The following is a 14,220-nucleotide window of genomic DNA, read 5'->3' as shown; positions in this document are numbered from 1 at the left end:
GGACGCGGCGTCGTCCGGCGTGACCAGGCTAACCGCGGACGGCGGGTGCGGCCCGGGCCGACGCCCCTTATGATTGACTCTCGTCAATCATTGACTTATGTCAATCACCGCGCCGCCCCTCCCGCCGAAGGACCCCATGACCCCAACCTCCCCCGCCCCCGAGGCCGTCGCGCCGGCCGGCGCCCCCTCGCTCGAGCGCGCCGCCGCCGACGCCGCGCGCCACCGCTCCGTGCTCCAGGCCCTGACCGGCCTCCTGCTGGGCATGTTCGTCTCGATGATCGCCAACACGGTGGTCTCGACCTCGATGCCGGTGATCATCCACGACATCGGCGGCGACCAGACCGCCTACACCTGGGTCATCACCTCGGCCCTGCTCGCCACGGCCATCGCCACCCCGATCTGGGGCAAGCTGGCCGACCTCGTCAACCGCAAGGTCCTCTTCCAGGTCGCCCTGGCGATCTTCGTCGCCGCCTCCGCGGCGGCCGGGTTCACCCACGATCCGACCTTCCTGATCGTCTGCCGCACCGTGCAGGGCCTGGGCGGCGGCGGCCTCGTCGCGCTCAGCCAGGTGATCATGGCGGACATCATCAGCCCGCGTGAGCGCGGCCGCTACATGGGCCTGTTCGGCGCCGTGATGGCCGTGGCCACGGTGGGCGGCCCGCTCGCCGGCGGCGTGATCACCGACCTGTGGGGCTGGCGCTGGAACTTCTTCGTGGCGGTGCCCTTCGCCGTCGTCGCCCTGGTGATGGTGCAGCGCACCCTCCACCTCCCGCACCGCGAGCGCCAGAAGGTGTCCATCGACTACCTCGGCATCGTGTTCCTGACCGCGGCCACCGCGCTGCTGCTGATCTGGGTCACCAGCGCCGGTCGCGACTTCGACTGGGCCAGCACCACCTCCGCGTGGATGCTCGGCGGCGCCGCCGTCGCCACCGTCCTGTTCGTCGTGACCGAGCTGCGCGTCGCCGAGCCGCTCATCCCGCTCACCCTCTTCCGCGACCGCACCTTCACCCTCGCGACGATCGCCTCGATCGCCACGGGCCTGGCCATGTTCGGCTCCTCCGTCTACCTGGCCCAGTACATGCAGCTGGCCCGCGGCGCGACGCCGACCCAGGCCGGCCTCATGACCATCCCGATGATCCTCGGCCTGCTCGTGTCCTCCACGGTGATCGGCGGCCTCATCACCCGCACCGGCGTGTGGAAGCGCTGGCTCGTGATCGGCGCCGTCCTGCTGATCGCCGGCACCGCCCTGCTCGGCACCCTGCACTACGACACCTCCTTCTGGCTGGTGTCCCTCTACATGTTCCTGCTCGGCGCCGGCGTCGGCATGACCATGCAGAACCTCGTGCTCGTGGTGCAGAACACCACCGACCCGCGGCAGATGGGCGTCGCCAGCTCCGGCGTCACCTTCTTCCGCACCCTGGGCGGCAGCATCGGTGTCGCCGTGATGGGCGCCGTGGTCTCCAACGTGGTCCCGGACCGCATCGAGGAGCGCCGCGCGGACCTCGCCGCGGCCCTGCGCAGCCTGGGCCCGGACGCCGCCGAGTGGTCCGAGAGCCTGCAGTCCAGCACCCTGCCACGCGTGGCAGAGATGCCCGACTCGCTGCGGGTGATCTTCGAGGACGTCTACGCGCAGGGCATCGCCCTCGCCTTCCTCGTGGCCGTGCCGCTCGCGATCGTCGCGTTGATCGCGATCCTGTTCCTGCCGAACCTCCCACTGGGCCGCATGACCACCTCCGAGCGCCTCCACGCCACCCGCGCCGACCTGGCCACCCATGCCACGGCCGAGGCCATGCAGACGCTGCCCGCGACCGGCCCGATCCCCGTGGTGACCGCGGCGCAGGGGCAGCATCCGGCCGAGGACCCGGAGGAGTCCCGGTCGGTGTCGGCCGAGCGCCCGGCGACGGCGGTGGCCGACCGGCCCGTCGTCCCCGCGGCGCTGGCCGTGGCAGGGACGGCCCTGCTGGCGGCCGTCGTCACCGCGCTGGTCCGGGCCCGCCGTGGCTGACGGCGCCCCGGACCCGGGCGGAGGCGGCGACGACGCGGGCTTCGAGGCCGCCGTCCAGGGGCTCGAGCAGGCGTTCTCGCGTCTGGTCCTGCAGCACCGCCAGGTGATGGTCCGCTACGCGGCGGCCCTCAGCCCGGCCCTGTCCGTCGGGGCGATGAAGGCGTTCATGATGCTGGCCAACGAGGGGACCATGACGCCCTCGGCCGTGGCCGAGGGCCTGCTGGTGGACCGCGCGCAGGTCTCCCGCATGGTCCGCGACCTCGAGGCCGCCGGGCTGATCACCCGAGAGCCGGACCCGCGGGACCGCCGCTCCGCCCTCCTGAGCGCCAGCCCCGAGGGGCTCGCCCGCCTCGACGCGGTGCGCGGCGGCCCGGCGGGTCGCGGGCTGCGCGACGACCTGGCGCGCTGGGACCGCGAGGACATCCGGACGCTGACGCGCCTGCTGGACCGGCTGGCCGCCGAGCGTCAGACCCGGATGCAGGACCCCGCCGAATCCGAGTGAGCCGCCGGCCGGACCCGCGGGGCCCGGCCGGCGGGCGGGATCACCAGATGGTGACGCGCTCCTCCGGGGCCAGCCACATGGGATCCCCCTCGCGCGTGCCGAACGCCTCGTGGAAGGCGTCGAGGTTCTTGACCACCTGGTTGCAGCGGAACTCGTTGGGCGAGTGCGGGTCCGAGGCGATGCGGGTGACCATGGCCTCCGGTCGCGTGAGCTGACGCCACACGGTGGCCCAGGCGGTGAAGAACTCGCGGTCCCCCGCCGCGGCGTCGAGGGAGGCGCCGTCGCCCTCGTCCCGCCAGATCTCCAAGGCGCGGTGGGCGATGCCCAGGCCGCCGAGGTCGCCGATGTTCTCCCCCAGGGTGAACTCGCCGTTGACGCGGTGGTCCGGGGCCTCGGCCGGGGAGAGCGCGTTGTACTGGGCCACCAGCCGGGAGGTGCGCTCGGTGAACGCCGCGCGGTCCTCCTCGGTCCACCAGTCCTCGAGCCGACCGGCGCCGTCGTACCGCGAGCCCTGGTCGTCGAAGCCGTGGCCGATCTCGTGGCCGATCACGGCGCCGATCGCCCCCAGGTTCGCGGCCATCGAGGCCTCGGGGTCGAAGAACGGGGGCTGCAAAATGGCGGCCGGGAAGACGATCGCGTTCTCGAGCGGGGAGTAGTACGCGTTCACCGTCTGCGGCGTGATGTGCCACTCCTCCGGGTCCGGCCCGTCCGCGATCTTGCGCAGGTCCCGCTCCCACTCGAGCTCCGAGGAGGAGCGGGCGTTGCCCAGCAGGTCGCCGGCGTGGACCTCGAGGGCGGAGTAGTCCAGCCACTTCGAGGGGTAGCCCACCATGGGGCGGAACATCGCCAGCTTCTCGAGCGCCCGCTGACGGGTCTCCTCGCCCATCCACTCGAGCTCCTCGATGGACCGGCGATAGGCCTCCTGGAGCAGGCCCACGAGCTCGTCCATCGCGGCCACGTGGCCCTGCGGGAAATGGCGGGCCACGTAGAGCTGCGCCACGTCCTCGCCGGCCGCCCCGTTGACGAACGCGACCGCGCGCTTCCAGCGGGGGCGGACCTCCTCGGTGCCGGCCAGGCGGCGGCCGTAGAAGGAGAAGTTCTCCTGCACGAACGCGTCCGGCAGGAAGCCGGCGAAGGAGCGCAGCACCTGCAGGATCAGCCAGTGACGCCAGTCCTCGAGGTCGGCGGCCTCGGGTCCCTCGAGCAGCCCCTGCACACCGGAGAGGAAGTCCGGCTGCCACACCACGACCTCCGCGGCGCGCTCGCCGGCGGCGTCCACGCCCTCGAGCCACGCGTCGGCCAGGGGGAAGAGCTCCGTCAGCCGGTCGTGGGTCATGGGGTTGTAGCGGGCCACGGCGTCCCGGCTGCGGACCAGGTCCCAGTGCAGGGCGGCGATGCGCTTCTCCAGCTCCACCACCCGGACGCCCAGCGCGGCGGCCTCGTCCCGGTCCGCGCCGATCCCGGCCAGCGCCAGCAGACGGCCGGTGTGCTCGGTGTACTGCTCGAGGATCTCGGCGTAGGCCTCGTCCCGGTAGTAGGACTCGTCCGGCAGGCCCAGGCCGCCCTGGAGCAGGTGCAGGAGCATGCGGTCCGGGTTCCCGGCGTCGTTGAGGGCGCCGGTGTTGATGAGGCCGGAGACGCCCTGGCGCTGCAGTCGCCCGGACAGGGCGAGCAGCTCCGCGGGGGTGGACACGGTGGCCACCGCCGCCAGGTCCGAGGCGATCGGCTCGAGGCCGCGGGCCTCCACGGTCTCGTCGTCCATGAACGAGGCGTACAGCGCGGCGATCCGGCGCTTGAGCTCCGGATGCTCCGTGCCCTCCGCGTCCTCCTCGTCCAGCGGGGCGAGCGGGACGTCCCGGTGCGCGCCGGCCGCGGCCGTGGCCTGCACGCGCGCCTGGGCGGGGTCGAAGCCCGTGCCGACCTCGCGCACGGCGTCCTCGCACAGGTGCCGGACGGCGAGCTCGGCCGCGTCCCGCAGCTCGAGGAACGCGCCGTAGGCGCCCTGGTCCGCGGGGATCTCATGGGTGTCCAGCCACCCGGCGTTGACGTGGCGGTACAGGTCCTCGCGCGGCGACGGGACTTCGGGCTCGGCGGTGGCGGTCACGGCGGATCCTCCTGGACGTGGGGGTGGACGGTCTCGCACGGCACTCTAGCCGTGACACCGGACACGACGACGGGCACCGCACCCTGGCCGGGTGCGTGCCCGTCGTCGAGGGGACGGCCAGCCCGGAGGCCGCCGTCGGGAGGCGGGGGTCAGCCGACCTCGGCGGCCAGCTTCGCGAGCGACTCCTCCATCTGCTCCTCGGACACCATCGGGAAGAGGTTCTTCGCCAGCAGCTCCGGGTCGGTCACGGCGGTCCAGTCGTAGGTGAGGGACACGACCGTGCTGCCGGAGCCGTTGTCCTCGAGCCGGTAGACCCACTGCCAACCCTTGGGCTCGGTGCCGGCGGGGGCGGTCTTCCAGCCGACCAGCTTGTTCGGGTCGTAGGCGACCACGTGATTGTCGGTCTGGTAGTCGCCACCCATGTGCTCCGCGTGCATGTTCATGGTGAACACGTCGCCGACCTTCTGGATGCGCTGGGTCTTGTCGTCGGACTGCACCATGCCCGAGCCGTCGAACTTCGCGTGGTTCGCGGGCAGGGTCAGGAAGTCGAACACGTCCTTGGCGGACGCGTCGATGGTCCGGGTGACGGTCTGCTGGGTCTCGCCGTGGGCGGTCTTGTTCATCTCGGTCATGGGATCAACCTAGGCACGGGGCCGGGGCGGTCGACAAGGTCTGGGGGTCAGTCCGGCACGTTGCGGCCACGCCGGAACGCGGACACGCTGCGGTGGCCGGCCACGCTGAACCGCCACGGGAAGCGCACGGAGCCGCCCTCCCCCGAGACGCCGACGCGCGGGCCCGTCACGACCTCGATCGGCGGCTCGGCCGGATCGCGGGGCGCGGGCGGGGCCAGGAGGAAGCGGGCGGGCGCGGCCGGCGCGGCGAGGCGGGCCGAGGTGCCACCGTCGTCGGCCACCTCCGGCGGCGCGGCGACGATCTCCACGGGCGCGTGGCCCATCTCCAGGGTGATGCCGAGGCCCTGGCCGAGGTTGCCCGGGCCGGAGAGCAGCTTGGGGCCGGTGTCCCGGCCACGGCGGGCCACCGCGAGGTCCCCTCCTGCAAGCACCTCGGCCGCACGCAGCAGCACACCGCCGGCCTCCCCCTCGGGGTGGCCCACCAGGTTCAGGCAGCGGTGGATGCCGTAGTTCAGGTACACGTACGTGCGCCGCGGCGGCCCGAACAGCGCGGCATTGCGCTCGGTGCGGCCGCGGAACGAGTGGGCGCCGGGGTCCGCTCCCGCGTTCCCGTACGCCTCGGTCTCGGTCAGCCGCACGGTGACGGCGCCGTCCGGGGCGACGACGGTCAGCCGGCACCCCAGCAGCGTCGCGGCGAGCGCGGGCGAGGGGCCGTCGAAGGCGGCGGCGAGACGCTCCGGGGTCACGGCAGCGGCCCCGCGACGGGCAGCACCATGGTGTCGATCAGCCGGACGGGCGGCACGTGCGCGGCCACGAGGGCGAGGGCCTCGCGGCGCAGCGGCTGGCACAGCAGCTCCGGACCGAGCTCGGCGAAGGTGTCCCGGTCCACCACCACGAGGTGGTCCAGCTCGACGCCCGGCTCGTCCTCGACCATCCGGCGAGCGGCCTGGACGTCGACGGGCTCACCGGCCGCCGCGGCGTCGGCCAGGGAGCGCAGGGCGCGGCTGAGGACGAGCGCGTGCTCCAGGCCCGCGGCGTCCAGGCGGGTGTTGCGGCTGGAGAGCGCGAGGCCCTCGGGCGAGCGGACGATGGGTACGGCGCGGACGTCGACGTCGATGTCCAGGTCCGTGGCCAGGCGGCGCAGGACGGTGAGCTGCTGCGCGTCCTTCTGGCCGAAGTAGCTGCGCAGGGCCGGCACCGCCGGGCGCACGATGTTCCACAGCTTCGCCACGACGGTGGCCACGCCGTCGAAGTGGCCCGGGCGGGAGGCGCCCTCGAGGACCTCCCCCATGCGGCCGGCGGAGACGGTGACGATCGGCGCGTCCGGGTAGCCCGGGTACATCTCCTGCACGTCCGGGGCGAACACGACGTCGGCGCCCGCCGCCGCCAGCAGGTCCAGGTCCGCGTCCAGGGTGCGCGGATAGTGCTCCAGGTCGGCCGGATCGCCGAACTGGAGCGGGTTCACGAAGATGCTGACCGCGACGACGTCGTTCTCGGCGCGGGCCCGCCGCACCAGGGCCGCGTGGCCGCCGTGGAGGGCGCCCATCGTGGGGATCAGGCCGACGGTGACGGGCTCGGCGTCGCCGTCGTCCGTGGCGTGGGCGACGAGCTCACGGAGAGCGGAGCGCATCTCGGCGACGGTCCGGGCCAGACGCGGGCGCGCGGAGACGCCGTCGGCCTCGGCCGTCACGGGAGCGGGGAGGGCGTCCTCGAGGGTCAGGCCGGTGCCGGCGGGGACGGGGCGCTGGTCGGGGACGCGGTCGAGAGGGGTCACCCTCCGAGTCTAGGCACGGGGCCTCGGGGAGGACTTCCGCCTCACCACGCGCATCTGGTCCAAGGCCTGAGCCGCGGGCCGGATTCGGCCCCGCCACGCGCGACGCCGGCCGGTCCCGTCAACGGGACCGGCCGGCGTCGTGCTCGAGTCGGGCTCAGGCGTCCTTCGCGGTGTCCTTCACCTGGCGGGCGGCGTCCTGGGACTCCGCCTTGAGGCCCTGCGCCGTGTCCGTGCCCTGCTCCTTGAGGTGGGAAGCGGCCTCGGCGGCCGACTCCTTCACGCTCCCGGCGGCCTCGCGGGCGGCGGGCTCGAGGTCCTCGCGCAGCTGCTGGGCGGCCTGCTTGGCCTCGTCCACCAGCGGGGCGGCCTGGTCCTTGAGGCCCTCCGCGGCGCGCTGCTCCGCGCGTGAGGCGGGGATCAGCGAGCTGAGCAGCAGGCCGGCACCGAAGGCGATCAGCCCGGCGGCCAACGGGTTGCCCGCGGTGCGGCCGCGCAGCTGAGCCGGGGCCTGGTGCAGGGCGTGCTGGGCGTCGTCGGCCCACTCGGACACCCGGTCGCCGGCGTCGCCCAGGCGGTCCTGGGCCTGGCCGGCCGCGTCATACGCGGAGGCCCGGGCGTCGTCGACCACCGCGTGGGCGCGATCGCCCAGCGAGGGCTCGTGGCGGTGCTGCTCCGGGGAGCCCATGATGTTCTCCTTCGCGTGGATGAAGCCGTCCTTGATGCGGTTGGTCTGCCGGGACACGGCCTTCGTGGGGCTCACCTTCTCGGCGAGGGCGTCCACGTCCTGGCCGAGCTCGCGGCGCGTGCGCTCGATGTCGGCGCGGATCTCATCGGGGTTGTTGCTCGTGGTCATCGCGTCTCCTTCGCGGGGTTCAGGGTCTCGGGGATCTCCTGAAGCGTCTCCTGGGTCTGCGGCAGACCCTTGATCTTCTCGATGTCCTTCTTGCCCTGCACGGCCAGCACGGCCGCCACGACGCCCCACAGCACGGCCACGATCAGCGCGGCCCAGCCGATCGGCAGGAACACGTCGAGCAGGTGCATCAGGGCGAGGGACAGGAACATCAGCAGGAAGAAGCCGCCGACGGCGGCGCCGGCCAGCAGCCCCGCCCCCTTGCCGGCCTTCTTCGCGGACTCGGTGGCCTCAGCCTTGGCCAGGGCGATCTCCTGGCTGACCAGCGTCGACAGCTTGGCCGACAGGCTCTGGAACATCTCGCCGAGGCTCTCGTGCTCGGCGCGGAACTCCGCCTGCGTGGGCGGCGGGGTGTGCGCGCCGGAGTGCGGCGTCGCGTCGCGGAACGGTTCGTGGGCGGTGCTCATGCGTCACCCCCGGGCCGGGTCTGGTCGAACGGCCGCTCGGCGGTCAGGCCCTGCTGGACCGGCGCCTGCGTGCCATACGGGGTGTCCCCGACGCCGGCCGCGCGGCGGGGCCCGGCGCCGTCCGCGACGCGGCCGTCGGCCTGGGAGAGCGAATCGCTCGAGTAGGCCGGGGCCTGCGAGTCCAGGTGGTGCGGGGTCACGTCCGCGTGCACCGCGTCCGGACGGGTCGTGTGACGGCGCGGCGAGGTGGAGGCGGCGGAGTCGGGCTGGACGGCGTCGCGGATGCCGCGCGTCAGTCGACCGGCCACCAGCCCGGCGCCCAGGGCGAGGGCCAGGAACGTGCCCGGACGGCGAGCGGCGAAGCCGCGCACGTCCTGCAGCAGGTCCTGCGGGGAAGCGGTCTCCAGGCGCTGCGTCAGGGCCTCGGCACGGTCCGCCACCGAGGCGACGCCCTGGCGCACCAGGTCGGTCTGCGGCTGCTCACCGGAGACCACGCGGTGCAGGTCGTCGGTGTAGCTGCGCACCTGGCCCGCGAACCGCTCCTGCTGGGTCTGCACCTGCGCGCCGACCTGCTCCTGGGCGGAGCCGACCAGCGACTGCACCTGGTCAGCGGCCTCGTCCTTCACCTGGCCGGCCTCGTGCTTGGCGGTGGCCGCGAGGTCCTGGGCCTTGTCCTTGGCGTCCTGGGCCACGGCCTTCGCCTGGCCCTGGGCCTCGCCCGCGGCCTGCTGGGCCTTGTCCTTCGCCTGGTCCTTGGCGTCACGGCCCTCGGCTGAGGAGCCGTGGGCGTTCTTCGGCGTGTTCGTCGTCATGCTGTGCCTTCCTTCGTCCGGGTCGGCGGCCCCTCATGGCCAGCCCTTCTGGCCGTCCACGTCACCGGGTCCACCGGTCCTGAGGGCCAAGGTAAGCACCGCGACGGACGTGCCGGAAGACCTCGGGTCCGCCGGGATCGTCTCCGGTCGGGACGGGGTCAGCGCACCTTCAGGCCCCGCTGGGCGGTCTTGCCGACGCCCCGGCCCGGGTGCTCCTTCTTGCCCTGCATCCAGGTGTCCACGGCCTGCACGCCGAGGTCGGGGTGGTCGGTGAAGAAGCCGTCGATGCCGGCGTCGAGGAACGGCTGGATCATGCCGACCATGTCGCCCCGCGCGTTCGGGTCCGTGGAGGAGCGGAACTCCGTGTAGAGGAACTGGTTCTCGGCGCGGAAGGTGTACGGCACCACCTCAAGGCCCGCGCGGTGGGCGAGGGAGACGAACGCGGTCTCCTCGCCCATCGAGCCGTCCTTCTCCTTGGTGATGATCTGCGCGAAGGCCGGGCCGAGCGTGTCGACGCCGGCCGCGCGGACCTCGCGCATGCCCGCGGCGGTCTCGTAGAAGTCGTAGTCGCGGAGCCCGTCGCCGGCGGCCACGGAGTCATAGGGCGCGCCGGTGACGCTGGAGAGGAACACCGTCTCGGCCTTGAGGCCGAGGTTCTCGTTGAGATCGCGCAGGTTGGCGAGCTCGAAGGACTGCACGGTGGCGGGGGCGTTGCGCTTGTTCAGGCCGTACTCGTCGAGCAGCTCGACGACGCGCTCCTCCATGGACAGGCCGATGGAGTCGAAGTAGGTGGGGTGCTTGATCTCGGGGATGACGCCGATCTCGCGGCCGTACCGGGCAGAGAGGCGCTCCCGCAGCTCGAGCACCTCCTCGAAGGTGGGCACCTGGTACCGGCCGTCGTAGGACGCGGACTCGGGGCGGACCTGCGGCAGGCGCTCCTTGGCGCGCAGGGTCTTGAGCTCGGCGAGGGTGAAGTCCTCGGTGAACCAGCCGGTGAGGGCCACGCCGTCGACGACCTTGGTGGTCTTGCGGTCCGCGAACTCGGGCCGCTGGGCGACGTCCGTGGTGCCGTCGATCAGGTTCTCGTGGCGGACCACGAGCACGCCGTCCTTGGTGGAGACCAGGTCCGGCTCGATCACATCCGCGCCCTGGGCGGCGGCCAGCTCGTAGGCGGCCAGGGTGTGCTCGGGGCGGTAGCCGGAGGCACCACGGTGACCCACGACGTCGGGGCGCACCACGGGCTTGCCCGTGACGGACTGCGCTGCGGCCGGGGTCGTCGGTGCGGCGGGGGCGGCGGCGGCCGGGGCGGCCAGCGGGGCGCTGACGGCGACGGCGGCGGCGAGGGCCACGAGGCCGCGGGCGGCGTGACGACGGACGGAGGTCATGGAACGGTCCTTTCCGGGAGGGGGATGACCGCTCCAGTGGGCCAGATCCGGGTGTCGACCGGGTGGCCCCCCACCGGCCACAGCCGGCCCGCCCGGTGAACAGCCGGTGACGGGGGCTGATCCGAGAGGTTCAGCCGCCCGTCACGATGCGCGGCGCCGGGCCCGGCGGCTCAGCCCGCCGTCGACGACGGCCGCGTCAGTCCCAGCGTCTCCGGGGCCGACGGGGCGCCGTCGCCGAGGACGTGCTCGCCCAGGAAGCCGAGGACGACCTCGTACCAGACCTTCGCGTGCTGCGGGGCGAGGATCCAGTGGTTCTCGTGGGGGAAGTAGAGGAACCGGTGGTCGGTGGTGCCGTCCGCGGCGGCCGGCCGCCCGGACTTCGCCAGCAGGTCCGACCACAGGCGCAGCCCCTCGCCGATCGGCACGCGGTAATCCTTGTCGCCGTGGATGACGAGCATCGGGGAGACGATCTCGCCCACGAACCGGTGCGGAGAGTTCTCCTGCTGCATCTGCTCGTCCATCTCGCGGGCCCAGTAGAACGCGGCGTCCGTCGTCGGGCCGAAGCCGTCCAGCGCCCACAGCGAGGCGTGCGTGACCACGCACCGGAACCGATCGGTGTGCCCGGCCACCCAGTTCGCCATGTAGCCGCCGAACGAGCCGCCCATGGCGGCGGTGCGGTCGCCGTCGACGTCCTCACGCGCCACGACGGCGTCCGTGAGCGCCATCAGGTCCGTGTAGGGCGCCTGACCCCAGCGACCCCAGCCGCGTTCGATGAAGTCCTGGCCGTAGCCCGTGGACAGCGCCGGGTCCGGCAGCAGCACCGCGTAGCCGCGCGCCGCCATGATCCACGGGGTCCAGCGCCAGCTCCACGCGTTCCACGAGCCCAGCGGCCCGCCGTGGATCCACAGCAGCAGCGGGTGGCCGCCGGCCGGCGCCTCCCCCTCGGGGAGCACGAGCCAGCCGCGCACGCGCGTGCCGTCCTCGGCGACGGTCTCCACGTCCTCGAGCGTGCCCGGGATCGCGGGGCGCTCCACGGGGTTCGGCAGGCGCGTGGTCTCACCCGTGGCCAGGTCGATCCGCGCCACCTCCGGCGGGAACAGGTAGGAGGAGCGGACGCCGTAGGCCGTGGCCCCGTCCGGGGAGAGCACGACGTCGGTCCACGCCTCGTCCTCCCGGGTCACCTGCGCGACGGCGCCGGTGGCCACCTCGATGCGGAACACCGGGCGGCGACCCTCCGAGTCCGCGAGCGCGATCACCGCGGAGTCGTCCGGCAGCCACGCGACGACGTCGGCCCAGCGGTCCCAGCCGTGGGCCAGGGGCGTGGTCTGGCCCGTGGCCGTGTCCATCACGTACAGGCGCGGGTGCACGGCGGAGTGCGGGGTGGAGTCAGGGGTGCGGACGACGACGGCGCGCGTGCCGTCATGGCTGACGGGGCCGACGGCCACGTCCTCACCGGGGACGTCGTGCAGGACGTGGTGCTCGCCCGTGGCCAGGTCCACGCGCACCACCGTGCCCTCCCGCACGTTGCCGCGGGCCTCGGCGGTGGCGGCCGTGGTGAGCAGGAACGAGCCGTCCGGGGCCACCTGCGCGCCGATCCCGAACGCGTGGGAGCGCGGGAATCCGGAGACGTGGCGCAGGTGGTGCGCCACGTCGTCGGCCTCGGGAGCCAGGCCGGAGGCGGCGGGGCCGGGCTCGGCGGCGTCCGCGTCCGTGGCGGGCTCGCCCTGCGGGTCCGGGCCGGGCTCGAGGACGAAGAGCTCGGGGCGGGCGGGGCCAAGGTCGTGGTCCCAGAAGCGGATGGGGTAGCCGGTGTGCAGGATGGCGTCCACGCCGGCGTCCTTGCGGGTCTGCGCGAGGGTCGCGTGCTCGGCCTCGGTGGTGGCGCCGAGCAGCCGGTCCGCCGTGACGACGACGCGGTCCGCCGCGGAGGCGCACGTGACCGCGGCGACGCCGCCCGGGCGGGAGAGCACCACGCGCGCCTCGCCGCCCCGGGCCGGCAGGGCCCACAGGGCGCTGCGCTTCTCGGCCTCGGCGTCGGCGGGGTCGGGACGGGCGGAGGTGAAGAAGAGGGTGCCGTCCGCGGCGAACTGCGCGCCGGCCTCGCCCTCGCGGGAGCGGGTCAGGCGGTGGGCGGGGCGCTCGCCCGCGGGGTCGACCTCCCAGAGGGCGGTGGCGTAGCCGGTGCCCTTCGCGTCCCGGGTGGCGACGGTGGTCACCAGGCGGGCGCCGTCCGGGCTGAGGGTGAGACCGGCGACGCGCGGCAGGGCGGTGAAGGCGTCGAGGTCGTGGAAGGGGGTGGCGGGGGTGTTGTCCGGGGTGTCCGGGGTGGAGGTCATGCGTTCGTTTCTATCGGCCCGCACGTGATCCGGGCAACACGGAGGGCGGCGGGGTGGTGGCCTCGACGGCGGGCCGCCCCGGTGCCCGCCGCGCCTCAGGCGCCGGGCAGCGTGCCGGCGTCGGCCCGGATCTGCTGGAGCTGCTCGCCGAGCCAGTCGACGTACCCGCCCATCCACTCCCCCGTGGCCTGGTCGTTCCAGCTCTGGCCGACCACCGGCTGCGGGAAGACGACGGCGTCCGAGAGGGTGTCCCGCAGCGCGAGGGCGGGCCCCTCCTCGTCCGCGACCGTCACCCACTGCATGCCGTGGCGCGCGCCCAGGTGCTCGCCGAGCAGCACCGCGACGACGTCCAGCAGCACCGCCAGCTCCTCGGGGTCCAACTCGTCGGCCTCCGCCTGCGAGCGGGCCAGCACGGCGTCGTAGTACGCGGCGACCGCGTCCAGGTCCAGGTGGTCCACGCCCTCCTGCGCGGCGAAGTCGCGACGGACGCGCACCCACTCCCGCTCGGGCTCGGTCAGGGGGCTCATCTCGGGCTGGTCGGTCATGGCCTCCATCCTGCCAGGCGCGTCGGGCGCCGCCGTCGCCGGAACGGACGGTGGCGGCCGCGCTTTCGTTCGCGAAACGGCGGCGTGTCGCAGCGCTTTCGTTCGAGAAACGGCGAGGAACCGGGGGGACACACCGCCGGAGGCCTCCGACCCTCCAGAGGGACCACTCGTGGACGCACCCGATGCCGCCCCGCCGGCGACGAGCCGAGCGTGCGGGCCGTCGTCGTCCGCCGCCCTCGCCCGGACTTGAGACACTGTCCCCATGCGCATCATGACCGTCTGCCTGGGGAACATCTGCCGCTCGCCCGCCGCCGAGGCCGTGCTGAACCGCAAGCTCGCGGAGGCCGGTCTCCACGACGTCGAGGTCACCTCCGCCGGCACGTCCGACGAGCACGTGGGCGCCCGGCCGCATCACCTCACCCGCGAGGTCGGCGGGGAACTGGGGTACGAGTTCCCGACGGTGGGGGTGCAGCTGTCCGCCGACCTCGTGGACGAGGCCGACCTGATCCTGGTGATGGACGAGGCCAACCTCGCCGACGCGCGGCGGCTCGCGACCACGGACGAGCAGCGGGACCGGATCCACCTGATGGGCGAGTTCGCGTCGGATGCGGACAGCGCCGGGGTGCGCGAGGTCCCCGATCCGTACGGGTATCCGCGGCCGCAGTTCGAGGAGATGTACCGGCAGATCGAGGACGCGGCAGACGGCGTCGTCGCCGCGATCCGCGACGGGCGCCTCTGACGGCCGGGGCGCGGTCCCGGGGTCCCGTCCCCGCCACGCGAACGCCGCCGGAAGCGGCCGTTTCTCGAA

Annotated in this window: 13 protein-coding genes; 3 read left to right on the top strand and 10 right to left on the bottom strand. The window is 73.8% G+C overall.

The features are described from left to right. Positions 1-136: 136 nt before the first annotated feature. Positions 137-2,005 (top strand): MDR family MFS transporter, encoded by a 1,869-nt coding sequence (locus B1A86_RS00470; RefSeq protein ID WP_078025976.1) that lies wholly within the window; start codon positions 137-139, stop codon positions 2,003-2,005. Further along, positions 1,998-2,507, top strand: coding sequence for a MarR family winged helix-turn-helix transcriptional regulator (locus B1A86_RS00465; protein ID WP_036380863.1), 510 nt, complete (start codon positions 1,998-2,000; stop codon positions 2,505-2,507). The genes B1A86_RS00470 and B1A86_RS00465 overlap by 8 nt, the downstream gene beginning before the upstream one ends. 40 nt (positions 2,508-2,547) lie before the next feature. On the opposite strand, the gene B1A86_RS00460 is transcribed toward B1A86_RS00465, so the two are convergent. The 10 genes from B1A86_RS00460 to B1A86_RS00415 form a co-directional block, all read right to left on the bottom strand. Continuing rightward, positions 2,548-4,611, bottom strand: coding sequence for a M13 family metallopeptidase (locus B1A86_RS00460; protein ID WP_036380860.1), 2,064 nt, complete (start codon positions 4,609-4,611; stop codon positions 2,548-2,550). 149 nt (positions 4,612-4,760) lie between these two features. Beyond that, positions 4,761-5,243, bottom strand: coding sequence for an SRPBCC family protein (locus B1A86_RS00455; protein ID WP_036380856.1), 483 nt, complete (start codon positions 5,241-5,243; stop codon positions 4,761-4,763). 47 nt (positions 5,244-5,290) lie between these two features. Next, on the bottom strand, positions 5,291-5,989 hold the full coding sequence (locus tag B1A86_RS00450) for a DNA-3-methyladenine glycosylase (RefSeq protein WP_036380853.1): 699 nt from the start codon (positions 5,987-5,989) through the stop codon (positions 5,291-5,293). Next, positions 5,986-7,017: a pantoate--beta-alanine ligase gene (gene panC, locus B1A86_RS00445; RefSeq protein ID WP_036380850.1), complete on the bottom strand. Its 1,032-nt coding sequence runs from the start codon at positions 7,015-7,017 to the stop codon at positions 5,986-5,988. The genes B1A86_RS00450 and panC overlap by 4 nt, the downstream gene beginning before the upstream one ends. 154 nt (positions 7,018-7,171) lie before the next feature. Next, positions 7,172-7,870: a DUF3618 domain-containing protein gene (locus B1A86_RS00440; protein ID WP_036380847.1), complete on the bottom strand. Its 699-nt coding sequence runs from the start codon at positions 7,868-7,870 to the stop codon at positions 7,172-7,174. Further along, positions 7,867-8,334, bottom strand: coding sequence for a phage holin family protein (locus B1A86_RS00435; protein WP_036314802.1), 468 nt, complete (start codon positions 8,332-8,334; stop codon positions 7,867-7,869). The genes B1A86_RS00440 and B1A86_RS00435 overlap by 4 nt, the downstream gene beginning before the upstream one ends. Next, on the bottom strand, positions 8,331-9,146 hold the full coding sequence (locus B1A86_RS00430) for a hypothetical protein (protein ID WP_060973555.1): 816 nt from the start codon (positions 9,144-9,146) through the stop codon (positions 8,331-8,333). Before B1A86_RS00430 ends, B1A86_RS00435 begins: the two co-directional genes overlap by 4 nt. 158 nt (positions 9,147-9,304) lie before the next feature. Beyond that, entirely contained in the window at positions 9,305-10,531 is a 1,227-nt protein-coding gene (locus B1A86_RS00425; protein ID WP_049146623.1) for a glycerophosphodiester phosphodiesterase, read from the bottom strand. 170 nt (positions 10,532-10,701) lie between these two features. Further along, positions 10,702-12,867, bottom strand: a complete 2,166-nt coding sequence (locus tag B1A86_RS00420; protein ID WP_078025977.1) for an alpha/beta fold hydrolase — start codon at positions 12,865-12,867, stop codon at positions 10,702-10,704. 95 nt (positions 12,868-12,962) lie between these two features. Further along, positions 12,963-13,412 carry a DUF3806 domain-containing protein gene (locus B1A86_RS00415; protein WP_044659879.1) on the bottom strand — a complete coding sequence of 150 codons (450 nt, stop codon included), beginning with the start codon at positions 13,410-13,412 and terminating at the stop codon, positions 12,963-12,965. A 262-nt stretch (positions 13,413-13,674) separates the two neighbouring features. Here B1A86_RS00415 and B1A86_RS00410 point away from each other — a divergent pair, with 262 nt between their 5' ends. Further along, positions 13,675-14,151: a low molecular weight protein-tyrosine-phosphatase gene (locus B1A86_RS00410; RefSeq protein WP_078025978.1), complete on the top strand. Its 477-nt coding sequence runs from the start codon at positions 13,675-13,677 to the stop codon at positions 14,149-14,151. Positions 14,152-14,220: the final 69 nt, after the last annotated feature.

Source organism: Micrococcus sp. KBS0714, from assembly GCF_002008305.4.
Taxonomy (GTDB): Bacteria; Actinomycetota; Actinomycetes; order Actinomycetales; family Micrococcaceae; genus Micrococcus; species Micrococcus luteus.
This window is presented reverse-complemented; position numbering and strand designations above follow the sequence as displayed.